Source organism: Streptomyces sp. NBC_00203 (genome assembly GCF_045206325.1).
Lineage (GTDB): Bacteria > Actinomycetota > Actinomycetes > Streptomycetales > Streptomycetaceae > Streptomyces > Streptomyces lutosisoli.
Window position 1 is genome coordinate 8,057,333 of sequence record NZ_CP108126.1, and the last position, 25,964, is coordinate 8,083,296.

The 25,964-nt window shown below is 72.4% G+C and carries 17 protein-coding genes and 1 pseudogene; 15 read left to right on the forward strand and 3 right to left on the reverse strand.

The window, feature by feature from the left end; translation table 11 throughout:
* Positions 1–11: 11 nt before the first annotated feature.
* Positions 12–1,697 (reverse strand): AMP-binding protein, encoded by a 1,686-nt coding sequence (locus tag OG975_RS36000; RefSeq protein ID WP_406333522.1) that lies wholly within the window; start codon positions 1,695–1,697, stop codon positions 12–14.
* A gap of 127 nt (positions 1,698–1,824) precedes the next feature.
* On the opposite strand from OG975_RS36000, the gene OG975_RS36005 reads away from it, so the two are divergent.
* Both OG975_RS36005 and OG975_RS36010 read left to right on the forward strand, forming a co-directional pair.
* Positions 1,825–2,964, forward strand: coding sequence for an acyl-CoA dehydrogenase family protein (locus OG975_RS36005; protein WP_406333523.1), 1,140 nt, complete (start codon positions 1,825–1,827; stop codon positions 2,962–2,964).
* Entirely contained in the window at positions 2,961–3,359 is a 399-nt protein-coding gene (locus OG975_RS36010; protein WP_406333524.1) for a RidA family protein, read from the forward strand. Before OG975_RS36005 ends, OG975_RS36010 begins: the two co-directional genes overlap by 4 nt.
* Before the next feature lie 47 nt (positions 3,360–3,406).
* On the opposite strand, the gene OG975_RS36015 is transcribed toward OG975_RS36010, so the two are convergent.
* On the reverse strand, positions 3,407–3,601 hold the full coding sequence (locus tag OG975_RS36015) for a DUF5999 family protein (protein WP_406333526.1): 195 nt from the start codon (positions 3,599–3,601) through the stop codon (positions 3,407–3,409).
* A 274-nt stretch (positions 3,602–3,875) separates the two neighbouring features.
* Between OG975_RS36015 and OG975_RS36020 the strand changes: the two are divergent.
* From OG975_RS36020 to OG975_RS36080, 13 genes and pseudogenes are all read left to right on the forward strand, one after another.
* Positions 3,876–4,298 (forward strand): annotated as a pseudogene (locus tag OG975_RS36020) (DUF6299 family protein); the annotation flags it as partial.
* A gap of 236 nt (positions 4,299–4,534) precedes the next feature.
* The gene (locus OG975_RS36025; protein ID WP_406333527.1) at positions 4,535–5,077 is read left to right on the forward strand and encodes a hypothetical protein; all 543 of its coding nucleotides are present in this window, start codon (positions 4,535–4,537) and stop codon (positions 5,075–5,077) included.
* A gap of 95 nt (positions 5,078–5,172) precedes the next feature.
* Complete coding sequence (locus OG975_RS36030; protein WP_406333528.1) at positions 5,173–9,270, forward strand: CHAT domain-containing protein; 4,098 nt, start codon at positions 5,173–5,175, stop codon at positions 9,268–9,270.
* The gene (locus OG975_RS36035) at positions 9,270–9,947 is read left to right on the forward strand and encodes an RES family NAD+ phosphorylase (RefSeq protein ID WP_406333529.1); all 678 of its coding nucleotides are present in this window, start codon (positions 9,270–9,272) and stop codon (positions 9,945–9,947) included. Before OG975_RS36030 ends, OG975_RS36035 begins: the two co-directional genes overlap by 1 nt.
* A gap of 59 nt (positions 9,948–10,006) precedes the next feature.
* Positions 10,007–11,083, forward strand: a complete 1,077-nt coding sequence (locus tag OG975_RS36040; protein WP_406333530.1) for a macro domain-containing protein — start codon at positions 10,007–10,009, stop codon at positions 11,081–11,083.
* Between the two features lie 569 nt (positions 11,084–11,652).
* Positions 11,653–13,467, forward strand: coding sequence for a hypothetical protein (locus OG975_RS36045; protein WP_406333531.1), 1,815 nt, complete (start codon positions 11,653–11,655; stop codon positions 13,465–13,467).
* 58 nt (positions 13,468–13,525) lie between these two features.
* Positions 13,526–14,692 (forward strand): hypothetical protein, encoded by a 1,167-nt coding sequence (locus OG975_RS36050; protein WP_406333532.1) that lies wholly within the window; start codon positions 13,526–13,528, stop codon positions 14,690–14,692.
* Entirely contained in the window at positions 14,689–17,187 is a 2,499-nt protein-coding gene (locus tag OG975_RS36055; protein ID WP_406333533.1) for a hypothetical protein, read from the forward strand. Before OG975_RS36050 ends, OG975_RS36055 begins: the two co-directional genes overlap by 4 nt.
* A complete protein-coding gene (locus OG975_RS36060; protein WP_406333534.1) occupies positions 17,184–18,698 on the forward strand; it encodes a sugar kinase in 1,515 nt (504 codons plus the stop codon). The genes OG975_RS36055 and OG975_RS36060 overlap by 4 nt, the downstream gene beginning before the upstream one ends.
* On the forward strand, positions 18,695–20,287 hold the full coding sequence (locus tag OG975_RS36065) for a vWA domain-containing protein (RefSeq protein ID WP_406333536.1): 1,593 nt from the start codon (positions 18,695–18,697) through the stop codon (positions 20,285–20,287). Before OG975_RS36060 ends, OG975_RS36065 begins: the two co-directional genes overlap by 4 nt.
* Positions 20,287–20,961, forward strand: a complete 675-nt coding sequence (locus tag OG975_RS36070; RefSeq protein ID WP_406333538.1) for a 4Fe-4S single cluster domain-containing protein — start codon at positions 20,287–20,289, stop codon at positions 20,959–20,961. Before OG975_RS36065 ends, OG975_RS36070 begins: the two co-directional genes overlap by 1 nt.
* Positions 20,958–22,343, forward strand: coding sequence for a hypothetical protein (locus OG975_RS36075; RefSeq protein WP_406333539.1), 1,386 nt, complete (start codon positions 20,958–20,960; stop codon positions 22,341–22,343). The genes OG975_RS36070 and OG975_RS36075 overlap by 4 nt, the downstream gene beginning before the upstream one ends.
* Entirely contained in the window at positions 22,340–24,928 is a 2,589-nt protein-coding gene (locus tag OG975_RS36080) for an AAA family ATPase (RefSeq protein WP_406333541.1), read from the forward strand. The genes OG975_RS36075 and OG975_RS36080 overlap by 4 nt, the downstream gene beginning before the upstream one ends.
* Here OG975_RS36080 and OG975_RS36085 read toward each other — a convergent pair.
* On the reverse strand, positions 24,919–25,938 hold the full coding sequence (locus OG975_RS36085) for a hypothetical protein (RefSeq protein ID WP_406333543.1): 1,020 nt from the start codon (positions 25,936–25,938) through the stop codon (positions 24,919–24,921). The two genes, OG975_RS36080 and OG975_RS36085, sit on opposite strands and share 10 nt — an antisense overlap.
* Between the last annotated feature and the right edge of the window lie 26 nt (positions 25,939–25,964).

The window sequence follows — 25,964 nt, forward strand, 5'->3', positions numbered from 1 at the left end:
GTGCTCGAAGATCACTTGGGGCCGCCGCCTGTGGACAAGTCACCCTCCGGCGCGGGCGGCGACGGTGCGTCCGGCTCCCGCAGCCGGAATCGCTGGAGCTTCCCCGTCGCGGTGCGCGGCAGCGCGTCCAGGAAGACGAACTCGCGGGGGCATTTGTAGGGTGCCAGCTCGGCCTTGAGGAAGGCGCGCAGCGCCTCCGTGTCCTTGCGCGCACCGGGCCGCAGTACCGCGTAGGCCACCACGACCTGCCCGCGCGACTCGTCCGCCTGTCCCACGACCGCCGTCTCGACCACGTCCGGGTGACGCAGCAGCGCGTCCTCGACCTCCGGGCCCGCGATGTTGTACCCCGCCGAGATGATCATGTCGTCGGCGCGGGCGACATAGCGGAAGTAGCCGTCGGGGTCGCGCACATAGGTGTCGCCGGTGATGTTCCAGCCACCGCGCACATAGTCCCGTTGCCGGGGGTCGGCGAGATAGCGGCAGCCGACCGGGCCGCGCACGGCGAGCAGCCCGGGCTCGCCGTCCGGCACCGGCGCTCCGTCGGCGTCGACCACGCGCGCGTGCCACCCCGGTACCGGGATGCCCGTGGTGCCGGGGCGGATGTGCTCGTCGGCGGCGGAAATGAAGATGTGCAGCAGCTCGGTGGCGCCGATGCCGTTGATGATGCGCAGCCCGGTGCGGGTGTGCCAGGCCCGCCAGGTCGCGGCGGGCAGGTTCTCGCCCGCGGACACACAGCGCCGCAGCGACCCGGTGTCGTGGTCCTCCAGCTCCGCCAGCATCGCCCGGTACGCGGTCGGCGCGGTGAACAGCACGGAGACGCGATGTTCGGCGATCGCCGGCAACAGCTGCTTGGGGCCCGCCTGTTCGAGCAGCAGGGAGCTGGCCCCGGCGCGCATCGGGAAGACGACGAGACCGCCGAGCCCGAAGGTGAAACCCAGCGGGGGACTGCCCGCGAAGACATCGTCCTCATGTGGCTGCAACACATGCTTCGAGAAGGTGTCCGCTATCGCCAACACATCACGGTGGAAGTGCATACAGCCTTTGGGCCGGCCGGTCGTGCCCGACGTGAACGCGATCAGCGCGACGTCGTCGGCGGCCGTGTCGGCGGCCTCGAACGGCTCGTCCGGCGCGCCGGTGATCCGCAGCAGCAGGTCGTCGGGCGCGTCACCGCCGTACGTGGTGACCCGCAGCCCTGGGATCTCCGCCTTGACCAGGTCGTCGACCGAACGGACGTCGCACAGCGCGTGCGTCACCCGGGCGATCTCGCACATCGTGGTCAGCTCGTGCGGCCGCTGCTGCGCCAGCACGGTGACGGCGACCGCGCCCGCCTTCAGCACCGCCAGCCAGCACGCGGCCAGCCACGGTGTGGTGGGGCCGCGCAGCAGCACCCGGTTGCCGGGGACGACGCCCAGTTCGGTGGTGAGCACATGGGCGATGCGGTCGACACGGTCGCGGAGCTGTCCGTACGTCCACAGGTCGCCGGACGTGGTGCGGAAGACGGGGCGCTCGGGGCGGGTCCGGTGGAGGAGCTCGGCGGCGCAGTTCAGCCGGTCGGGGTAGCGCAGCTCGGGCAGATCGAAGTGCAGCTCGGGCCACTGCGCCGGGGGCGGGAGGTGATCGCGCGGGAAGGTGTCGACGTGGGCCGAGGTAGTCGGCTCCAAGGTGTCCGAGCTGTCCATGGGGTCCATGGAGTCCATGGCGGTTCGCCCCCTTGCCTTCGTGGGCGTCGTGGTGGGCTCGCACCAGGAGCGTATCGTGTTGGTGACGACAGTCAACGGTCCGCGATAGCCTGGAGCCGCAACCCGGCAGCAGAGAGGACCGGCAATGACGGCATTCTCGCTCGATCCGGCACAGACCGCCTGGTGTGCCGAGCTGCGCATGCTGGCCGGTGAGCGGCTGGCCCCACTCGCGGAGAAGGCCGAGCCGGGCCACGTCAACCGCCCCCTCGTCGCCGAACTCGGCCGACTCGGCCTGCTCGCCCGCCTGTTCACCTCGGGCGCGCTCGACCTGTGCCTGATGCGCGAGTCGCTGGCCCAGACCTGCACGGAGGCCGAGACGGCGCTCGCCCTGCAGGGCCTGGGCGCGTATCCGGTCCACGCGTACGGCACCGGGGCTCAGCGGGACCGCTGGCTGACCGGCGTCCGCGACGGCACCACGGTGGCCGCCTTCGCGCTGAGCGAGCCCGGCGCGGGCTCCGACGCGGCCGCGCTGGCGCTCGGGGCGGCCGAGGACGGCCCCGACGGCTGGCGGCTCACCGGCGAGAAGTGCTGGATCTCCAACGCGCCCGAGGCCGACTTCTACACCGTGTTCGCGCGGACCACCCCCGGCGCCGGAGCCCGCGGCGTCACCGCCTTCCTCGTCCCCGCCGACCGCCCGGGCCTCACCGGCACCCCGCTCGACATGCTCTCGCCGCACCCCATCGGAGCCCTCGCCTTCGACTCCGTACCGGTGACGGCGGACGACGTGCTCGGGGAACCGGACCGCGGCTTCCGGGTGGCCATGCACACCCTCAACCTCTTCCGGCCGAGCGTGGGCGCCTTCGCGGTCGGCATGGCGCAGGCCGCTCTGGACGCGACCCTCGCGCACACGGCGGGGCGGGACGCGTTCGGCGGCAAGCTGAAGGACCTGCAGACGGTGGCCCACCAGGTCGCCGAGATGGCGCTGCGCACGGAGGCGGCCCGCCTGATGGTGTACGCGGCAGCGGCGGCGTACGACGAAGGGGCCCCCGGCGTACCCGGGCGAGCGGCGATGGCGAAGCTGCTGGCCACCGAGACGGCCCAGTACGTCGTCGACGCGGCAGTCCAGCTGCACGGCGCCCGCGCCCTGCGCCGCGGCCATCTCCTCGAACACCTCTACCGGGAGGTCCGCGCACCCCGGATCTACGAGGGGGCGAGCGAGGTCCAACGGGCGGTCATCGCCAAGGAGTTGTACCGAGGGACCGAACGAGCGGCGGAGGCCTCATGAGCACCGAGCGCGTCAACCCGCCCGAGCTCTCCCCGCCCACCGGCTTCTCCCACGCCGTCGTCGCGACGGGCACCCGCGTCGTCTTCCTGGCGGGCCAGACCGCGCTCGACACGGACGGAAAGGTGGTCGGCGGGACGCTGCCCGAGCAGTTCGCGCTGGCGCTGACGAACCTGCTGACCGCGCTGCGGGCCGCGGGCGGAACCCCGGCCGACCTCGCACGGGTCACGGTCTACGCCACGGACGTCGCCGACTACCGGGCCAACGCCCCCGAACTCGGCCGTATCTGGCGCGAGTTGGCGGGCCGCGACTACCCCGCGATGGCCGTCATCGGCGCCGCCCGCCTCTGGGACGAACAGGCCCTGGTCGAACTCGACGGCTTCGCGGTGCTGGACTGAGCGGTCCGGGGCGAGCCCGCGCTTTCCCGGTACCGCTCGGCGTGGACTCAGGCGGCGATGGCCAGCTGCTCGGCGTACACCCGGTGCGGAGCGACCACGCTGCCGTCGGGACGCAGTTCGCCGGTGTCGTCGAAGACGATCGCGCCGTTGCACAGGAGGTTCCAGCCCTGCTCGGGGTGGGCCGCCACGATGTGCGCGGCGCCCGGGTCCACGGACGGGCACGAAGACTGGTGGGAACACATGGCGCACCTCCAGGTCGGATGCGATGGACGGCGGCGGCTGTGTCGCCGCCTCGCATGCTTAGACCATGCGCGCGCGGCGAACTCATCGGAACAGCCGGTCGTGAAGCGTGACAACACACGGACAACACTCGGACGTCCCCAAGACGGACGGTGCCAACTCGCCACCAAAGGGGTGATGATCACCGCCCTCGGGGCGCCGGACCGGTACCTCTGGAGCGCCCGTTCCGGGCCCCACCCCGGCCCCATTCCAGGCCCCGTTCCAGGAGGTACTCCCATGTCCATGCGCCAGGCCGTCGGCGCGGCCACCGCCGCCGCACTGCTGCTGCTCGTCGCCCCGTCCGCCGTCGCCCTGTCCGACCCGTACGACGAGGTGACCGTCGACCCGACCGGCTATGTCGCGGCCGACGGAACCATCACCCTCTCCGGCACCTACCGCTGTATGAGCGCCGCCGGGCCCGTGTTCGTGTCCTCCTCGGTGTCGCAGGGCGACTCGCAGGTCCGCCACGGGATCGGCGGCACCTCGGCGGTCTGCGACGGCGCGGAACACCGCTGGACCAACTCGGAGAAGCGCACGCCCGGCACCCTCGCCCCCGGCGCCGCCCACGTCGAGGCCACCCTCATGGAACTGAGCGGCACGGGCCTGCCGCTGCCGACCTTCCACGCGACTCAGCAACAGGACATCACCATCGCCCAGGGGAGCACACGCGCGGAGAGCCGCCGCCCCGAGAACGGGCGGCGGCTCTCCGCACGCGGCGCGACGGTCCACGCACGAGGGTGAGGAGCGGTCCGCCGCCGGCTCGTGCCTGGCTCCGGGCCACGACCGCCCGGCTGGTCGGCGGCGGGCCGAACATCGGGCGATCTTCGGGTGGGGGTTCACACGGCGAGAGATCCGCTGCTTCGCTGGCGCTGTGGCGGAACAGGGACGGAGGCCGCGTGGACGTCAGTAGCACGACCGCTCTCCTGGTCGCGGTGGTAGGAGTCGTCGGGACGCTGCTGTCCGCGCTGTTGACCCAGCGCGCGGCGGACCGCAGCCGGCAGCGCGAGCGGGAGCGGGCCGAACGGTTGCGGGAGCGGCGCAGCGAGGCCCAGGAGCTGCGGTCGTGCTACGTGGCGCTCAACACGTCGGCCCGGCAGTATCTGGCCGCGCTCACCGACCACTTGCACGCGCTGGGCCGCGACGAGGATCTGCGGTCCGTGCGGCAGCGGCTGGCCGAGGCGCGTGACCAGCACCGGGACGTGTACGCGGAGGCTCAGATGCGGGTGCCGGAGCGCGTGCTCGAACTCGCGGGCGGCCTCAGTCATGACCTGGGCGCGGTGTTCGGCATGGTGCGGCGTCTGGACGACGGAGTGCCGCGAGCGGGGGACTCGCCGGTCGTCGTGCAGGAGAACCTCGACGCACTGTGGGGCCGGCTGCGGGAGGCCCGGCGCGAGATGAGGGCCGAACTGGGCGCGTCCCGGGCGGATTTGGGGCGTTGAGGAGGAGAAGCGCGGGATCTTGTCGCCTTGCGGCCGGCGGATCGGCATAGTGGCGTTGATTCCCAGGGCCGTCGAGGTTCGGGGGGAGAGGCAGGGTGCCGGTGCACGACGAGGAGAGCGGCGGCGTACAGGGGCTGCGCGCCTGGGCGGCGGACGCCGCGGAGCGGGTCAAGCGGCTGACCCCCGCCATGGGCGCGAGAGATGTGCCGCCTCGGGCGTACGACGCCTCGATCGCCGAACTCGACCAGCTGGCACGGCTGCTGGACCACGACCCCGCTCTTCGCGGCGCGGTGAGCGTATGGCTGGGCGGTGCGCTGGCCATGCGGCAGTCCGCCGGGGGCGGTGAGCCCGCGGACGGCGAGCGCGCGGAGCGGCTGCTGCGGGAGGCGCGGGACCGCGGGACGGCACTGGGAGCCGCGACGGCCGAGGAGGACCGGCGATGGGCGGCCTTGTTCCTGGTGTCGATCATTACGCCGATACGGTCGCAGCAGGGCGGGTACGGGGCGGTACCCGACCTCTCCGCCTTCGTCGACTGGATCGCACGGGCGGGACCCGCCGGGATGACGACCTTCGCCACGGAGCTCGACGAGCTGACCGAGGAGGTGCTGGAGCTGCCGTTGCCGCCGGAGTTCCTGGGGGAGTTGCGGCGGATGCGGGGGGTCTTCTCGACTCCCCCGGGGGCGGAGTTCACCGACCTTCTGACCAGCATGATGCCCGCCGGGGATCCCCACACGGACCAGCTGCGGCAGATGATGGACCAGTTGTCCGGCATGGCCGGTGGTCCTGCGGGCGGGCCGGCGGACGCCTCGGGACCGGATGCCTCAGGACCTGGCAGGAGCCTGGATGCCGAGCCGTCCCCGGATCCCGGCCCGTCCCCGGATCCGGAGCCGAATCCCCCGCTCACCCCCGACGACATCCGTCGGCTCGCCGCCGCCATGGACGCCGTGCACGCCACCACACAGGGCCTCGGCGACGTGCTCGACAGCGGCGATCCCCAGGCGCTCAACGAACTTCTCCACAGGCTGAGTTCCGTACAGAAGGATCCGCCTCCCGGGCCGGACCCGACCTCCGGGCTGGAGGCCCTGAGGGCACTCCTGCTCAACATCAGTCCCGTCGTCGGCGGCGCCATCCAGGACCGGGCGGCCGGCCTCGCCAACCTGGAGAAGATCACCGCACACTTCGAGACGCTCGAAGGGTCGCTGCCTCCGGGCGTTGAGGATCCCGCCGCCGTGGGGCGGGCGTTGGCGCTGTACGCGAGGGTCCTCGACGCGGGGGAGTCGGAGGACGTCCAGGCGCTCCGGGACCTCGTGGACGAGGCGGAAGCGCTGGAGAGGGCCGTCCCCGAGGGCCATCAGTTCCGGTACATCGTTCTCGCGACGCTGGGTGCGGCCTACGCCAGGCTCGGCACCGTCACCGGGGACAAGGAGCTGCTCCTGCGTGCCCTGCCGTACATGGAGAAGGGGATATCCGGTGTCAAGGAGAGCGGTCTCCCGTTCGCCGACGACATGTCCCTGCCGCACATCCCGGACCTCGATCTGCTGCGCGCCGGCCTCACCGGCGGTCCGGTACCGGTGATCGACCACGCTCCCCTGCCTCCGGACGCCTCGATGGAGGATCTCCACACCTCCACGCTCACGGTCGCCCTGCACTACTCCCTCACTCGTGACCGCCCCCTCCTCGACCGGCTGATCGACGAACTGGAGCGGGTCCGGGACGGCGTCCGGAAGGGGAAAGGGCCGCGGATCGCCGCTGAAGCGCTGTGGAATCTGGCCAAGGCCTATCGAGAGCGCGGAGTCCTCAACCAGGACGTGAAGGACTTCACGGCCCTGGAAGCCGCCAAGGAGGCGCTGGCGACGCTTGCCGCCGACGTCCTCCTCCAGGCCGGTGCGGAGCACGGACTGCTGGCGGCCCGTTCCGGGGCGAGCAGGGGCGTACAGGCCGCTCTGTGGGCGGGCTCGCAGGGACGGCTGCACGAGGCCGTGGCCGCTCTGGAACTGGGCCGGGCCCTGGTGCTGCACGCGGCGTCCACCTCCTCCGCCGTACCCGAACTCCTCGATGCGGGCGGGCACCACGATCTCGCCGAGGCGTGGCGGGCGGTCGGCGCGGACCAGGGCGCCGAGGCCGCCGAGGAGGGCGGCGTCCCCGGCGAGTTGTTGAGCACGCTGCGCCGTGAGGCCCTCGAAGCCCTCGGCTACCGGCGGGAGGGCGGTCTGCTCGGCGCGCCCACGCTGAGCGAACTCGCGGACGGGGTCGCGGAGAGCGGCGCCGACGCGCTCGTCTATCTGGTCCCCGGCGAGGACGCGGAGGCCGGCGTGGTGATCGTGGTGGGCCCGGGGCTCGGAGCCGGACTGGCGGTGCGGTCGCACCTGTCCGACGCCGAGAGCGGCCCGCTGGAGCGCTACCTCGACGCCAGCGCCGTACGCGATGCCGCGGCGTGTGACAGCAACCGGAACGACTCGTCCGCCGAACGGGCATGGGAGGAGGCCCTCGCGGCGCTCTGCGACTGGGCCTACCAGGTGCTCGGCCCCGTCCTCGCCGGTGTGGAGGAGCGGCTCGCGGCCGACGGCGAGCGGGACGACGGGCCGCTCAGGGTCGTCCTGGTGCCCTGCGGCCGACTCGGCATCGTCCCCTGGCACGCCGCGCGCTTTCCGGACGACGCGCCTCACGACTACCTCTGCCAGACCGTGGTGGTCAGCTACGCGGCGTCCGGCAGTCAGTTCCTGCGTACGGTGAAACGCGCGCCGCGGGATCCGGCGGCCGCCCCCGTGCTGCTGGCCGACCCGACCATGGACCTGACGTATGCCGAGGTCGAGGTCATGGCTCTGCGGGACGCCTTCTACCGGCAGGCCCGGATGTGCGGGGGGATCTTCGAGCTGCCCGAGGAGGAGCTGGTCCCCGGCACACCCGACGACGTCCTCGGGTTCCTGGCCGACGGGGCGTCGCTGCTCCATGTGGCCTCGCACGGATCGGCGGGTACGCGTCCCACGGTCTCGGCCCTGCACCTCGCCGCCCCCGAGCGCGGTGGCGACGGGCCGGATCCGGGCATGCTGACGGTGACTCGGCTCCTCGACCGGCCGGATGCCCAACGAGCCTCCGAGGACGGGCCATTGGTCGTGCTGAGTGCCTGTCAGACCGACCTGAGCACCCGCGACCACGACGAGGCGCTGACCCTCACCACGGCGTTCCTCGCGGGCGGAGCGCGGGACGCCATCGGATCACGGTGGACAACCAACGACAGCGCGTCGGCGCTGCTGATGGCGGTGTTCCACCACCACCTGACCGTCGACGGGCTCAGCCCCGTCGACGCGCTCAGGGCTGCGCAGCTGTGGATGCTCGACCCGCGCCGCGAGAACCCGGGCTCGCTCCGCGGTGAGCTGCTGCGGCAGATGGAGCGACCGGATCTCGACCGGATACCGCTCTGGGCCGCTTTCATTCATCAAGGGCACCCGGGGCAGCAGGAGAAGCAGGAGAAGCAGGAGAAGCAGGAGGAAGAAAGGGAGGGGGAACGGATGAACGACGGTCATGAGAGTTCAGCCGACCGGCTGTTCGCCCTGATCGGGGAGCACCAGGTCACCATCCGCGAGGCGCTCGACGACGAGGAGTACGCTCTGCTGCTCGCCAGGCTGGAAGCCCTCGCCGGTGTGGCGCCCGACGACGACAGGGCGGTCCGCAGGGCACTCCGCGGCGTGGAACTTGCCCTGCTGCCGCTGCCGCACGGCCATCCGGTGCGCACCGCGCTCGACGCCGTGCGGCTGGTCGCGGCGCCGCCCGGGCCGACGGCCGTGGCGGGAGCGCGGGAGCTGATGGCCGCGCTGGCGAGCCCCTCGCCGGCCTCTGGCACCGAGGGCGTCGCAGCCGGCGCACAGGACGAGTTGCTCCGGGCGCCGGCCCTCTCGGCGGACGAGGCGCGGGCCCGCTGCGGCGGCGCCGCACCGCCGCCCGAGTTGATCAGGCTGTCGGACCCGGGCGGCGACCGCTACCCGGAGTTCCAGTTCGCTGCGGGCGGCGGTACCCCGTACGAGGTGGTCCTCGAGGTCAACCGTCTTCTCCTCGCGGACATCGACCCCCGGGGTGCCGCGGCCTGGTGGTTCAGCGGGAACACCTGGCTGGGCGGGACACCCGCGTCGCTCCTCGGCCGCCTGCCCGACCAGCAGTTGGTCGGGGCGGCCACCGCACTGGTGGAGGGGGACTGATGAGCGGCCTCTTCCCCATGACCCCGTTGGAACTGCGTCCCAACCGTCATGTGATCCCGGCCGGCACGGAGTTGTGGCGCGTCCACAGCACCAAGTACGTGCCGAATGAGTTCAACCCGAAACTCGCGGACCCCTTCGAGTTCAAGGACGGCAGCCGCTTCGACGGCACGCTGCTCGATCCGTATCACTGTCTGTATCTGGCGGACACGGCGACCACGGCCCTCGCGGAAAGCGTGCTGCGTTCCAGGCCGTTCGAACCGTCGGCGGGCATGCGGCTCATCCCCTACGCCGCGGTCTGGCGCCGGTCGCTGAGCGTGCTGCGCACCAGGTGCGAGCTGAACCTGGTCTCCCTGATCGAGGCGCCCGATCTGGCCGCCGTCTGCCAGGACTCCACGCTCCTGGAGGACGAGAGGAACTACGTACAGGCAAGGCGCTGGGCGAGCGAGATCCGGGCGCAGGTACCCGACGCCATGGGACTGATCTGGCAGTCCCGGCACAACCGGCCCCGGCGCGCCCTGGTGCTCTTCCACGACCGGCTCGGCCACGGCGACGGCGAGCCGCTGGAGGTGCTGCCGGAGAGAGGCATTCCGGACCTCGACTCCGATGCCGGCATCGAGAAGGCGAACCAGATCCTCGAACCGCTGCGGTCGGAGATCTCGCGGCCGAGACGGGAGTGACGTCCTCGGGCCGGCGGTCCCGCTTGTCCGCGGGTGAAGCGTGATGCCATGGTGAACGCATGGCATCGTCCCTTCCTGACCTGGCGTCACTTCTCTCTGAACTGAGGGAAGTTAGACGCGCGGGGCTGGTCCGGCTGCGTGGGCGCGCCCTGCCGGCGCTGGAGTCGGCCGCGGAAGCGGTGACCGCGACCGCGGCCCGGAGTCCGGGCGCGGCCGTCGAGGCGCTGCTGCGGCTCGCCGTGTCGCGCCTCGACGCGGGCACGCTGCGCACCGCCGCCGAGTACACCCTGGGTCTTGCGCAGGGCACCCGGGATTGGCCGGCGTCCTCGCGTCGTGCCCGGGCGGCCTCGGTGTACGGCGTGAGCGTCGAGCGCTTCCGCAAGGACCACGAGGTGATGGTCCTCGGGCAGGTCGCCGAGCACGTCCTCCGGCTGGTGCCGCAGGAGACGCGGGTGCCCGGCGCCGAAGGGGACGAGTGGGGCGTCGGTACACACCGGTTCGTTCACGTCCGGGCCGGCGGCCGACAGGTGAGGCTCACCCTTCATGTGCACCCCGTGGACCTGCTGCGGGACGTGGACGTGGTCGTCTCCCCTGCCAACGTCCACCTCGCGCTCCCCGAGCAGTACAAGTCGTCGGTCGCCGCGTCGCTCCGCCGTGCGGCCGCCGTACGCGGGGTGACCGGCGATGTGCTGGACGACCCGGTCCACGACGAACTGCGCAAGTGGGCGGCCCGGCAGGGGACCGCGGGACGCCCGGTGCTGCCCGGCACGGTGGCCGCCACCAGCTCGGGGGCCCTGGCCGGACAAGGTGTGCGGCGGATCTACCACGCCGCGGTCGCCGTTCCCCGGGCCGGGACCAACGACTACGACGTGCTCCCGGCCGACGTGACCCGGGCCGTGTCGCGGGCCCTCGCGCTGCTGGCCGAGGAGTGCGACCGCCACGCGCCGCCGCTGCGCTCGGTGTGCTTCCCGCTGCTCGGCTCGGGGCGCGGCGGGCTGCCGTACCGCGTCAGTCTGGCCGCCATATGGGCCGCCGTCGAGGCGGAGTTGGCGCGCGGGGCGCAGTGGGACGTCCACTTCGTGGTGCGCACCCCCGAGGCGGCGGCGCTGGTCGAGCGCATCCCGGCCGGGATGTGACCGGCCCGCGACCGGTGCCCGCCCGGCTGACCCGGTGGAATGGAAGGACGTCCTTCCGCTCCGCATGAGGAGATGCCGGGGGCCCGAGGGGGATGCGGAGCGGAAGGATGGATGAGTGGGTTCATGGGGTGTGACCCCTTGACGTCGCGGAGTCTGGCGGCCGGCACATTGACGTGGGCAATCCGCTTCTCCGCGCGGTGAATTGACGACGGGAATCGGAGTATGGAGTTCCGGCGGCTGAACCCGGACGGGGTTGTCAACGGATTGTCGGCGAACTGTGGAACCGGGGAATTGATCAGGGCGTCGTGTCATCATGATGCGTCCATGGAACGGGTGTTGCGTGAGGTGCTCATCCGCGCCTTCCAGGGCGGGGCGGGGTGGGGCGGGGCAAGGCTCGGACCGAGGCGGGGAGTCGGGGGAGTGGACAGATGACGGGGGCCTGTGATCCGCAGGCCGCCTGCCCGGTGTGTGCGACCCCGGATCAGCGGAGCGACTTCTGTGCGGATCAGTGGAACGCCTTCTGTGCGGTGTGCGGATGGCAGCTCCAAGACGGCCCGGTATTAGGGGAGTTGACCGCCCGGGACCTGGAGATCGCCGGGGCCGAGCTCAGGGCGGCCGAGCACGCCTGGGACATCCGGGCGGCGGCCCTGTCGGCCCGGCGTCCGGAGGGTGCCGGGCGGGTCGCGGAGGTGACCAGGGGAGGTCCGCCGGGACGGGACGAGAAGAAGCCGCCCGAAGTCGCTGCGGCCGACCTCGGGATTCCGTCCGGGCGCGGCGATCTCCTCGACGAGCTCCACCACGGCCACTTCCAGGAATTGTCGTTCGTGGAATTCACGGCCGACGGCCTCCACGTGATCAGGGTGACCATCGGAGAGGCCGGAATCCCGCTGCAGAACGACGCCGGAAGCACGACATGGCGTTTAGTCGTACCGGAGTTCGATTCTGACGAGGATGTGTGCCGTTTTCAGCTCGCCGGCGGAATAGGCACCCTGCCGTCCGTGGACCGCATGGAATTCGACGCCGCCGTGCTGGGGTGGCTCAAAGCACGCCTGCCGGCGATTCCCGACCCCCCGGTCGTCCTGCTGCGGCCCCCGCCCGGGTGGGAGCTGCTGGAGCGCGCGGCCGCCGCCGTGTGGGAAGCCCGCGTCTCCCGTGTGGAACTGCACGCGGGCAGTGCGGAGTTGAGGGAGGGCATACCGGACCGCCGTACGACCGTCGACGCGGTGCGCCGTCTCGTGCGTACCCTGCCGCTTCTGGCCGACCACACGCTGCTGCTGGCCCGGGCCGACCGTCACACCGGCGCCGTGCACCCCCACAGCCATGTGCTTTTTCCCGCAGGCTCTCGGCTCGCCCCCGGTGAGACCGAGACCGCCGAGGTCACCGTGCACGGCGGAGTGACCGGCCGCGACGCCCTGTACCTTCCGGTGCTGGCCGGTGTACCCGCCGCCGACGGGACCGGTGCTCCGCCCGTGAGCATGCATCAGATCGAGGTCGCGGCCCTGGAACCGGCGCGGCTGACCTTCGTCCTGCGCGGACCGGGGGAGGTGGACCTCGTCGCCCCCGTCGCCTCCGGTGCCCGCACGCCCGGCGGGCGCCGGAATCCGGCCGCCGTCGACGTGCCGGGTCTGCTCGCTTCCCTGCCACGGCGGATCGTACGGCCGCCGCGGCTGGAGCTGTTCCTCACCGTCGAGCTCAGCGGCGCCGATCAGGCCGAGACCGAGGAGCGCCTCACCTTCGTGCGGGACGTCGCCGCCCTGCTGGCCCGGCGGGATCGCGCCGGCACCGCGATCCGCGTCGGAGCCGTCGGTTACTACGACCACACCGTCTACGAGAGCACCTTGGCCAAGGAGGGCATCCTGATGCAGGCCCCCGTCTCCGCGCGGCCGCCCGCCGCGTTGCCGGCCGCCCTGGACGGATGGTCGCACGCCCGGCGGCGGCAGGACGCCGTGTCGTCCCTGGAGGACGCGCTGTGGAAAGTCGCCGGGCTCGCTGCCGAGGGCTTGGGCGTTGCCGAGAACCCGGGCGCTGCAGGCGTGCGGAGGGTGGTCCTGATCGTCGCCCGCCGTCCGCCCGCGCCGGCCCGCCAGCAGGGCCTCGTCCCGGCCTGTCCGCACGGCGCGAACTGGCGGACGGCCCTCGACCTACTGCACTTCCACACATTCCAGGTGATGACCCGGGCGGATCCCGCAGCCGGGCCGCCGCCCCCGGACCTTCCGGGCCGCAAGGCCCGAGAGTACGCCGACGAGGCCTGGAGCACCCTCGGCGCCGACGGCTTCTTCCGTCCAGGCACCGACCCGGCCGCAGCCGTGGTCCAGAGCCTCGCCCCGCCCTGGGGGGTGGAGGGCCCGGACTGCCCTCTCGCCTTCGCCGACCCGCTCGTGTGACACCGCCCCGCGTTCCCTCCGGCCCTCCGCCCCTGCGTCCCCGGTACGAGGAGAGTTCATGTCCGATCTCTACAACCCGAACAAGAAGGAGTCCGGCGGTCCGGAGCCGGCCCCTGTGACCGCGCCGGCCGGGGGCGGTCTCCCGCCCAGCGCGCCGCCGAGGCAGGCCCTCGCCGGCGCGGGCGATGCCCCGGAGCCCGTGCCGGTACCGGATACGGTGCCGCTCCTGGAAGCCGTGCCGGTTCCGTCCGCGGGCCGGGTGAACGGGACGGCCCCGGACCGCATAAGAATCGGGCTGTGGGGCGCACCCCGCTCAGGCAAGACGACGTATCTCACCGCCCTGCCGATCGCCGCGATGCAGTACCAGCGGCACAACGAGGGCAGCTGGAACATCGCCGGCATGACGCAGGAGGCCAACGCCTTCCTCACCCAGGGCGTGGACCTGCTGACCCGGCGGCGGGCCTTCCCGCCGGCCAGCATGGGTGTCCAGGGCATGGCCTGGTCCGTCCAGGGACCGGAGGAGAAGGGCAAGCTGGGATTCCGGAGCCGGCGGCCCAACTTCGTGCTGGAGATCCAGGACGCGGCCGGGGAGGTGTTCCGGCACGATCATCCCCAGCAGGCCCAGCTCGTCGGTCATCTCGCACGGTCCCATGGCCTGATCTATCTCTTCGACCCGGTCGGTGACGCCGAAGAGGCCACCGAGAGCTTCACCTATCTCCAGGCGACGCTGATCCAGCTGGCCGCGAGGGTCCGGGACCAGGGCGAGCTCGTCGACGGCAGGCTTCCGCACCATGTGTCCGTCTGCATAGCCAAGTTCGACCACCCGGACGTCTTCCGGCCCGCGGTGGAGGCGGGCTGGGTCACCCAGGACACGGTGGGCTCACGGCTTCCCCGCGTGCCCAAGGAACAGAGCGAGAAGTTCTTCCAGTGGATGTGCGACGAGTTCCGCGGATCCAACGCCCGGCTGGTACGCGACGCCCTGTACGCCCATTTCGACCCCCGGCGCATCTCCTACTACGCGGCCTCCGCCGTCGGCTTCCGGCTGAACCCGCAGCACGTTTTCGACTACGGGGACTACGTGCAACCGGTCGCGGTGGACGGGACACTGCGCATCCGTACGTCCCCGGTGCCGATCAACGTCCTGGAACCGCTGATCGACCTGGAGAGCCGGATTCACCGGGACCGCGGCCGGGGCGGCGGCTGGCGTGTGGGGAAGCGGCGGTGAACGAGGGCCTCGGAGAGGAACGACTGACCGCGCACTGGGCGGTGCTGGGCAAGTATCCGGGGCAGACCATGGGCTACGAGGTGCTGCGGAGCAGCCTTCCGGACGACCGGGCGAGCACCTACCTCTGGAAGGCCTCTGCCACCGGCGCACCGGGCGACCGTGACCCGGAGGGCGGGCTGCCGTGGCGGGTGTTCCTCGGCGGAACGGACACGCATCCGGAACCCGTCTGCGCCTCCGTGGAGACCACATGGGACGGGTCGACCGACGGCACCGGCGCCCCCAGCTACACCTGGAGGCTGACCCTGCTGGAGTGGGCGGAGGCAGGCCGGGCCGCTCTGACCTGGTCCGGGATCGACCGTGCGCTGCTGTCGGATCCGCCGGCGCTTCCCGGCGACGCGGTCCCGATGGCCGTCGCTGTGCCGCACACGCCTTCCGCTGAACTCGCCGAAGTGGTCGACCAGTTGGGCTTCGACTGGGCGGCCGGCGTGGCGGCGCTGCTGCTCGACTACCGGCAGGTGGCGATCACGCCGAGTCCGGGCAAGGCACTGCCGGACGTCACCGACCGCGTCCGCGTGCTCGACGCGGTCTGCTCTCTGCTGCCGTACGGATGCCGGGCCTGGCTCAGCGCCGCGACCTGGACCGGACCGTCGCAGCACGACCTGAGGCTGTTCTTCGCGTCCGCGGCACGGACGGGGCAGGTCACGGCGGTGCTCGGCGGCAGCCCGCCGGGTGAGCCGCGGGACGAGGCAGCCCGGGCCTATCTGCACGGGCTGCGCAGGCTGCGTGCGAAGACCGGCGACACCACCGAGATCGTGGCGTATCTGCTGACGGACGCCGAACCGGCCACGGCACCACGCCCCGTGGCGGCTCTCAGGACCCTGCGCGAGGCGGACCTGATGGACGTCGTGGTCGAGGAGATCCAGTCGGGCGGAGGGGAGTTCGTGGACGTCCGTAGGGTCCTGGAACGGTATCCGGCCGAGTCCCTGAACGAACATCGCCTGGGCGCGCTGACCTTCTTCCTGGTCCGAAGCGCGTACGACGGCAACGCGGCCGCGGGGAGCCTGCTGGGGGAGCACTGGACCGGGCGCACCTTGTCCCTGCTCGTCCGGGAGGTGCTGGCCGCCGGAACTCCGGCCAAGTCCTTCGCACGGGCCAAGCGGTACCTGGGCGTCGTCCACGCCACCGTCGAGGCGGACCGCCCCGGCAGCTTCGACGAACTGTTCAACGCCCTGGTCGAGGCCCCGGAACCGACGCACGAATGGACCGGGGCGCTCATCTACATGGCTGACAACGAGTGGGGCGGCAACACAGACAGCGCCGACCGCCTCCTCGTCCGCGAGTCCGCCGTCGGGAAAACCTGGCTCGGGTGCCTGCTGGACCACGAGGACCGCAGCCTGGCACCGCTCCACCGCCTGGTGCGGCGGGCGCGGGACGACATGGCCGCCGACGTGACCCCTGGCTGGCTGCGCTTCGCGGCCGTACTGCTCGGCGAATCCCTGGACCTGGCCACCGCCACGGACGCGGCCGAGTTCGCCGGGGCCGTCGAGGGCGGCGGGCGGATCACCCTGGAGATCGCCCGGGCGCAGAGGCGGCCGGAGGTGCTCGCTCTGATGTGGCCGCGGCTCTGGAGGGTCGCCCGCACGGAGCGCGGACTGAGGGAAGCCGTAGAGCAGTTGGTTCCCGTCGGGGAGCCGCAGACGTCCGGGATTGTGGCAGCCGACGCCGACCTCTTCTGCGCGGCTGTCCGAGGCGGAGCCACGGCGGGAATGCCCCGGCTGGAGCGGCTCACCGCGGAAGAGGCACTGCACGACTACGTGTCTGTTCTGATCCGCCGGATCGAGTCCGACGGAGAACTCAGGAGGGTGGCGGTCGAGGCACTTCTGGGCGGGGAGTTGTCCGGGAACACGTGGTGGGCGATCGAGGAACTGAGCCGCGCGCTGCCGGACAGCCTCCTGCCCCAACTCTGCGAGGAACTGCACAGGCGGCTCACCGGACGGGGCAGGCCCCTCAACGATCTCGAGGTTCCCGAGTACCTCATGGAGGAACTGGCGAAGCGGTACGACCTGGGATGGCTGCGGCCGGTCCATGACTTCCGGAAGGCGGCTCAGGACCGGGCGCCGTACCAGGAGTTGGCCCGGATCGTTCTGAAAGCCCATGGACACGGGCCTCTTCCCGCACCGCTGCTGGACGCGATCGCCGCGTGGACGCTCGAGGTGGGAGCGGACGACCTGGAGCGGGTCGCCTGGCACATGGACGGCCGGGTGGCGGGCTTCCCGGGGCTGGAACTGTACGCGGCCGTCGCACGCGGGGACCGGCACGGAGAACTGCGCGACCAGCTGATGAATCACAGCGAGATCCAGAAAGCCCGGCACGAATGGATCCTGACGGAACTGCGGGGCCGACAGGATTCGCCGGACGCGGCGCCCGGAACCGCGCCGGAGCGCCGGGGGGTCCTCAAGAAGATAAGTCGGCATTTGCCCGGGGGATCCCGATGACGACTCACGCCGCGCCCGCCATCGCGGTCGACGCCGGCACACGGTTCCTCCGGGTCGCGCGCGTCCGTACGGACGGGACACCGGAGTTGGTGGAGGAACTGCCCGGGACGGTGCCCGGAGAGGGACTGCCCACCCCCGTCGGCGTCCGCGGTGACCGCGGGGCGGCGCTGAGGGCGGCGTACACCGCGTACCGCGAGCACTGCGGTACGCCCGGTCAGGTGGTGCTGGTCGTCCCGCCGCAGGAGCGAACCGTGCCGCCCGGGGACGACCGGATGCCGCGGCCCCGGCTGCTGGACACCCCGCACGCGGTGCTGGCGCTGCTCCGGCACGCGGGCACCCGGACGGCGCCCCGCCTGCTGGTGTGCGACCTGGGAGCCTCGGCGGCCGAGGTCACGGAGTGCGCCGTCGTCGGCGGGTCGGTGACCGTGGCCCGGGTCGGCCGGTTCGCACCCGGCGACGACGGTTACGGTGCCGCGTTCGACGCGGCGGTGCTGGCCGGGGCGGGGCTGCCGGACGACGACCCCGAGGTGCTGCGGGAGCTGGTCCAGGCCATGCGCGAGAACGCCCGGCGAGTCGAGGTCCCTCTCGACCGGATGGCGGCCCGACCCGACCGCGCCGACCGGTTCGCCGACACGGTGGTCTTCGCGGTGGCCGGCCGGGAGATCACCGCGGGAATGGTGCACCGCGCACTGGACGGGTTCACGGGCGGCGTCGACCGGGCCCTGGCGGGCCTGCCGGGAGTCCGGACCGCCGGCCCGGACCCGTACCGCACACAGGTCATCGCGGTGGGCAGTCAGGCCCGGTTCGGGGTGCTGCTGCGGCACCTGACCGGTCGTCTGGGCCGGCCGACCCCGCTGCCCGACGGGACGGACCCCGCTCTGGCCGCGGTGTTCGGGGCCGCCCTGGTCGCCGGCGGACACGTCGATCCGGCCGACCGCTATCCGCATGCCGTGGCCGTACGCGTTCACCGGACCGTGGTCGGCAGACCCCGGGACGAGGAACTGCTGATCAGCCCGCCCGGGACGCTGGAGCCGGGTGGTGCCACCGTGTTCGCCGAGGCCGGCGGGGAACGGGTGCGGGTCCGGACCGGATCCGCCGACGGGGCGGGTGGACGGGCCGAAGGAACGGCCGGACCTGTCGACGGGACGGGCGGATGGGCCGACGGGACGGCCCGACCCGCCGAGGGAGCGGGCGGACGCGAAGTCCGGATCGTGGTCCGCGCGGCCGGGACCGGCGCCGCCGCTCCGGCCGGCGTGGTGACCATCCCTCCGTCCGGCGACGGTGCGCGCTTCCACGTCGGCGTGCGCCTCGCCGTCGACGGGACGGCCCGCCTCGTCCTGCAACCGCTCGGCCGGAGCCGCCCCGGCGTGCACCCGGCCGAGGACGGCATGCTCGCGCAATCCCCGCCCGAGGAGTTCCCGTTGGGCGTCCTGCCGAGCGATCCCCAGCCCGACTCCCCTTCCGACTCGCCATCCGACCCACCGCCCGACAGCGAGGGAGCCCCTACGTGAAGCGATCCGTCCGGTCACCGCGCGCGGTGACCGCGCTGCGGCGCGGGGCCGCCGTGGCCACAGCCGCCCTGCTGGCCGTCCTGACTGCGACTGCCGTTCCGGCGAACGCCGCCGGGACGGCGCCGACCCGGGACGAGATCTACCGGGAACTCGGCGTGGCCGATCAGCCGGTCGACTACGTCGTCCTGGTGGACACCTCCGGCTCGATGGCCGCCAAAGGCCGCTACAACACCGTACGTTCCACCCTGCGCGTCTTTCTGGACGGACTGACGCGCGCCGACCATGTCGCCCTCATCACCTTCGACAACCACCCCGAGGAGCGCTACATCGGACCGGCCGGCGACGCGGCGAAGATCGTCTCCCGGCTGCCCAAGGCACCCAACCCGTCCGGCGCGACCGACATCGGGACCGCTCTGGACCAGGCCCTGCACGAACTCGAACGGACGGACGCCGCGGACGTCGCCTCCGTGGTCCTGCTGACCGACGGCAAACACGATCCGCCACGGGGGTCCGACTACCCCAAGTCGTCCGGCGCCCCTTGGGACAAGCTGCGCAAGCGGGCCAAGGCCCTCGGCGAGCGCACCGAACTCGCCGGATACGCACTGCCGTTGGGCAGCGGTGCCACCGGCGTGAACCTGCTCGGGAAGGTCGTGGAGAACACGCTCGTCCTGCGTCCGGACAGCATCCAGGACCTCAGCGCCTATCTGCGAAGGGCCGGGGACAGCACCCGAGCCCGGTCGGCGGCGCGGCTGCTCGCCGAGGACAAAGGGAAGGGCGTCACGGCGTCCTGGACGGACACCGGGGTCCGCGATCTCACCGACGGCTCCGCCACCGCCTCCGTCACCTTCCGGTCGGCCACCCGGCACGTGCCGCTGACGGTGAGCGGTGTGCGGGTCTCGGCGGACGGTGTCCCGCTCGACGTCACCGGCGTGCCGAAGCAACTGACCCTGAAACCGGGCGAGTCACGCAAGTACACCGTCCGACTGGCCGGGGGTCCCGGCGCGGGCGCACTGCCCTACCGGCGGACCGAGGACGGCAGGGCCGCGTTGCGGGTGTCCGGCCAGGTGTCCTCCTCGTGGCAGCGGGCGCTCGCCCCCGACGTGGACCTGAAGATTCCGGACGGGGTCGCGGTCACCGGCGATCCCCTGGTGGCGCGGGCCGAGGTCGGCTCGGTGTACTTCCTGCCGGCCGTCTTCTCGGCGCTGGTGGCGGCCCTGGTGCTCGGATGGCTGTGGTGGCGGAGTGTCAACCGGCCTCCGCTGCACGGGGTACTGACGGCCGTACCCGTGTTCGGCGTGGAGATCCCGGACCGGATCGCGCTGTCCGGGAGGCGGGTGGGGTTCCGGCCACGCCGCGGCGGGCAGGGCACGGTGCACGGCCGGCGTCGCAGGACGGCCGAGGGGCCCCGGGTCGATCTGCTGATCCGCTACACGCCGGCCGGCGCTTCCGGACGGCCGGACCAGGTGACGTGCGAGCCGGGGGGCGAGGCCATGGTCGGCGGCCTGTCGTTCACCCATCTCCCGCTCGAGTCGGCGGCCGGTCCCGGTTCCGGGGCCGACGCCGTCGCGCCGGGCACCGGGCGGTCCTGATGACCGCTCAGCCGCTGCTCAACGTGGCGGCCACACACGTCGGCACCCGGGCGCTCGGGCCCGGCGTCCGGTCGGTGGTGTGGGTGCAGGGGTGCCCGTTCCACTGCGCCGGGTGCGTCGCCCCGGAGTGGATTCCCGACCGCCCCGCGCGGCAGGCCGGCCCCGGGGAGCTGGCGGCCGAGCTGCTCGCCGACCCCCGGGTCACCGGCTTGACCCTGTCGGGAGGCGAGCCGATGCAGCAGGCGGCCGGGCTGGCCGAACTGGTCCGGCAGGCGCGGGAGATCCGGGACGTCTCCGTGATCTGCTTCACCGGCCATCGCCTGGAACGGCTGCTGGCCAGGCCGCCGTCGGAGGGCGTACCTGACCTGCTCGCCGTCGTCGACGTACTGATCGACGGGCTGTACGTGGCCGGGCTGAACGACGGGCGCGGCCTGCGCGGCAGCACCAACCAGCGGATCCACCATCTCACCCGGCGGCTGGCGGACAGCGGATACGACTTCGCGCACCGGGCCCGTGACGCGGAGATCGCCGTCAACGGCCCGGAGACGCTGCTCATCGGAGTGGCGCCGAAAGGGTTCCCCGCGGTGTTCGAGACAGCGGTCGACATGGTTCGCGCCCGGATGTCGGGAGCGGACACCAGCAGCCCGAATCCAGGAGAGGAAGGGTGGTCATGAGCGGCAGGAAACGCATTCAGGTCGACCAGTCGGAGTGGTACCGCCTGCAACAGAGGGCGCGGCAGCTGCGGGAGGTCAAGCGGGACATCCCACGGCTGTTCGCCGATGTGCGGACACAGACCCAGGCCGACATCGACCGGGCATTCTCCCCCTTGCAGGACCGCCAGCGCCGCCAGCAGGAGGCGGTCGACAGGCTGAGCGACCGGACCCGCGACCTGGAGGCGGAAACCACCCGCAAGCTTCAGGAGCAGGCCGACCGCCTGCACCAGGACCTGCGGGAGACGGCCGGCCGGATCGAGCAGGACACCCGGCAACGGCTGGAACAGCAGCGCAAGGAGACCGAGAGCGCCCTCGCCGCCGAGCGGGCCGAGCGTCGCGCCGAGACGGCCAGGCTCGCCCAGGAGATCGACGCGTTCAAGGACGACCGGGCGCGCGCCGAGACCACCGTACGGACCTGGCTGCTGGACGCCCGCACCATGGCGGACCTGGTCGACGGGGAGCTGCCCCACGACCGGTATGCGCCCGGTCGGCTGGACAGGCTGCGCCACCGGATCGCCACGGCCGAGGAGAACGTCGCGGACGGCCGGTTCGACGCCGCTCTGGCCGTGGCGCAGGAGACCTTCCACGAGCTGAGCGATCTGCGGGTGGACATCGAGCAGCGGGAGTTCGAGCGCTGTCTGGCCCAGAAGGAGGCGGTCGAGGCCCTGGTGCAGGTCGAGATGCTGGCCGAGGAGAACCGGCAGCGCCCGGTCGTCGGACCGGACGCCGAGGTCGTCGCCGGCTATCTGCTCGATGTCGTGCACTGGTCCGAGGGCGAGTACGAGCGGGTACGGCAGGACACCGGTCAGGCGCTCGCCCGGGCCCGTGACCCGCACACGGGTGTGGAGGACCTGCGCGGCCTGCGTGACGAGGAGGCGCCCCGGCTCGAACGGAGCCTGGGCGAGGCCGTCGAGCGGGCCGGGATGCGCCAGCTCACCTCGCAGCTGCGGGTGAACCTGGCCGACGTCGTGGCCGACACACTCGCCGAGATCGCCTACTACGACCTCGTGGAGGAGGAGTCCGGGTACGACGACGGTGATCCGCGGGGAGCGTTCCGGGCCCGGCTCCGCAACGAGGCCAGTGGCAACGAGATCACGGTCGAGATCGAGCAGGCCGGCAAGGACTCGGACCAGTGCGTGATCCGCGTGGTGTCCCACGACCAAGACGTCACCTCCGAGGCCGAGCTTCGGGACCGGGCGGACGCGGTCTACCAGGCGCTGCGGGAGCAGGGCGTGCCCATCGGTCTTGAGGCGTCGGCGCCCGAGGCGGAGCACGGCACTCCGGTCCCCCGTTCCGGGGAGCGGCCGCAGCACCGGCCAGGCAGGGAAGACCCCGGCACATGAACAGGAGTCTGACGAAGCAGAGCCGTCCTCCCCGTCCGCCGGGGACAGAACGGCTGGACCCGGCGGCCGTCCGCACCGGCGAACCCTTCACCGTCCTGTACGGGCCCGGTGTGGGCGACGTCTTCGTCGACAGCACCGCCCAGGTGTGCTCGATGGAGCAGGCGCTCTGGCGCGTGCTGCGTGGCGCCGGGTTCGAGCGGATCGTCTTCAGCACGCTGCACAACCCGGTCTACTTCCGGGACAGGGCGTCGCGGGATCTGTCCCGCCGGCCGGCCCGCCGTACCGCGGAGACGGCCGGCCGACGCGGGCCGCGCACCATGCGACACGCCAGTCTGCAAGGGCCCCTCGGCGGGACGCGGCTGCTGGACGCCGCACCCCGCTCCGCGGCGGAACCTGCCCCGGACCCGGCCCGGGGAGCCGGTGCGGCACCCGCGTCCGGGATCTCCGATCCGTTCGGCGTGATGACCCTCACCGCTCATCTCCGCGACCCGGAACACCGTACGGCCGTGGTCTTCCCGCACGCGGACGCGTTCCTGCTCCACAACCGGGCCCCGCGGCAGCTGGCCGGAGCCATGGCCGAGTGGGCGGCCGACACCGTGGCGGGAAACCAGTGGATCCTCGTGTTCCGCAACCCCTCCCTGGACGGAGTGTCCGAGCTCCTGGCGGGGCTCGGACACTATCCGCAGCTGGAGACCTTCGTGCGGGAACGGCGGGACGAGCCCGCCCGCGGCGGCACGTTGCGGGTCGAACTTCCGCAGGCGGCGGAACTGGAGCGCCTTGTGCACTCGGTACGGCTGCGGAAGGGGCTGCGGGTCGAGTGGCTGGACCTGGACCGGGTGGTCCGGGCGATGGCCGGCCAGCCCGAGACGGTCCGCGTCTGGCGTGAACGCCTTGAACAACTGCCGGCGGACGGGGCGTCGTTGAGCCACCACTCGGTCCGGCGGTGGGTGGGACGAGCCGTGTCCGACGAACGGACGCCCTGGGAGCGGCTTGCCGCGATGCCCGGCATGGAGGATCTGATATCCCGTTTCGAGGCCATCCGGAACGAGACGGAGGCGGCCGAGGAACTGCGTGCGCGTGGGCTGGCCACCGTCGATGAACCGCCCGCCCGGCACCTGGTGTTCACCGGCAACCCCGGGACCGGGAAGACGACTGTGGCCCGGCTGGTCGGCGAAATGTACCGGGACCTGGGAGTGCTGAGCCGTGGCCACTGCGTGGAGGTGAAGGCCGGCGACCTGGTCGCCGGTTACGTGGGGCAGACCGCCATCCAGACCAACGCGATGGTGGACCGGGCCCTGGACGGGGTGCTGTTCATCGACGAGGCGTACGCGCTCAGCGACCAGAGCGACGGATTCGGCCAGGAGGCCATCCAGACGCTTCTCGCCCGCATGGAGAACGACCGCGGCCGCCTGGTGGTCGTCGCGGCCGGCTACCCGGAGAAGATGAAGGAGTTCGTCGAGGCGAACGTCGGCCTCAGGAGCCGGTTCCCCACCACCGTCGAATTCCCCGACTACGACCCCGACACCCTTCACACGATCCTGCTGGGCCGCCTGGAGAAGCACGGCCTGCGTCCCGGGGAGGAGGCGGCACAGGCGCTGCGGCAGATCGTGGAGGGCATGCACCGCTCCCGGGACGAGGGCTTCGGCAACGCCCGGGAGATGCGCACCCTCGCCGACGCGCTCCGCACCCCGTGGGCCGTCCGCGTGCGACGGGACGTGGAACAGCCCGTCATCGTCGACGACATCCCGGAGAAGTACCGGGACCACCTGCCGCGCCCGGTGCCCGAACTCGCCGAACTGCTCGCCGGACTCGACCGGTACATCGGCCTCGGGCCGGTTCGCAGGGAGCTGGAAGGACTCGCGAACCGGCTGAAGATGCGCCAGGAGCGCGGCACGGAGACATTCGCCCCGCCCCATCTGCTGTTCACCGGCCCTCCGGGCACCGGCAAGACCACGGTGGCCCGGCTGATCGGCGATCTGTTCCGCGAACTGGGGCTGCTGCGCAAGGGGCATGTCGTGGAGGTGACCCGCACCGACCTGGTGGCCGCGTACGTGGGGCAGACCGCGCCCAGGGTCCGCGAGGCGGTCGAACGGGCGCTGGACGGCGTGCTGTTCATCGACGAGGCCTACAGCCTGGTCCGGGACACCGGGGGACACGGCGGTTTCGGCGCGGAGGCCGTGGACACCCTGCTGCGTGAAATGGAGCACTGGCGCGGCCGACTGGTCGTGATCGCGGCCGGATATTCCGAGGACATGGAGCGGCTGCTCGACTTCAACCCGGGGCTGCGGTCACGGTTCACCACCGAGGTGCCCTTCCCCGGCTACACCCTGGACGACCTGGTGGAGATCCTCCGTCGGATGGCTGCCGAGGCCGGCTACACCCTCGGCCCCGGGACCGCGGAACGCGCCAGGCTGTGGCTGGAGGCGACCCGACGGGCCCGTGGGGCCTCGTTCGGCAATGCCCGGGAGGTGCGCAGGCTGCTGGATCTCATGGAGGGCCGCAAGGCGGCGCGGTGGAATCAGGGTGACAAGGGTGCGGAGTATCTGCCCGAGGACGTGCCGGATCCGCCCGCCGGTCAGGGCTGAGCGCCGGTGACCTTCGTCCCGCCGTCCTCCTGCGACCCCTGGCGGTGCGTCAGTACGCTGCTCAGGGCCCGGTCGGCGTCGACGAGCCGTTCCTCGACGGTCCGGGTGAGGGCCTCCACCTCCTCCAGGGTGAGGCCCCGCCCCGGCACGGCGCCGCGCGAGTCCGTACCGGCGGCCTCGCGCAGGGCCTGCGCCAGCTCCCGGTCGGCCTGGGCATAGCGGGTCAGGGATACGAAGACTTTGCCCTGTTCCTCCTGGATGCGCACCAGTTCCTCCTGGATACGCTCCAGCCGGTCCTCGTCGGCGGTGAGTTGGTGGGAGACCTCGCTCAGCTCGTCCTCCGTGGCCGCCAGCACCTTCTGCGCTGCCGAGGCCTGCTCCAGGCTCTGCCGGGTCCGCGGCTCCAGCACGGCGAGCTGCTCCTCGGTGAGCCGCAGCAGGGCGTCGGCCCCGGTGCGCAGCTCCCGGTCGGCCGCCCCGAGGTCCCGGCCGCGCAGCTCCCGCAACCGCGCGTCGACGACTTCCCGCTGCGCCTGCAGCCCGTCCAGTTCCTCCGCCAGCCGTTCCAGCCGCCGAAGCTCGTCGGCCTCCTGTCGCAGCTTCTCGTGCTCCGCGAGGCGGTGGCGCAGCTCCTCCTCCCGCTCCACGAGCGTTTCCAGAGCCGCCCGTTGCGACGCAACCCGCTCGGTCACCGCGGTGAGTTCGTTCATCACGTCACGGGTGCCCTGTGCCACACTCTCGCCCGGCCGGGCCTCCGCCAGCAGTTCGGGCAGTGCCTTGGCCGCCAGATCACGGGTGTCGGCCAGCGCGTCGTCCAGCGCGAACAGGGTCTCCAGAGCCTCGGCCCCGTCGGTGTCGTCCGAACTGCCGCCATCGGACGCGGAGTTCAGCCTGCCGAGGGCGTGTGCGGCCCACCGGGCGGCGGATCCCAGTACGTGGAGGGCCGTTTCCCGGTCGGCGCGCCCCGAGTCCGCCAGCGCATCCGCGATCTCTCGCCTGTGGTCGTGCACGATGCCCCCTCGCGAAACCCGTGGCG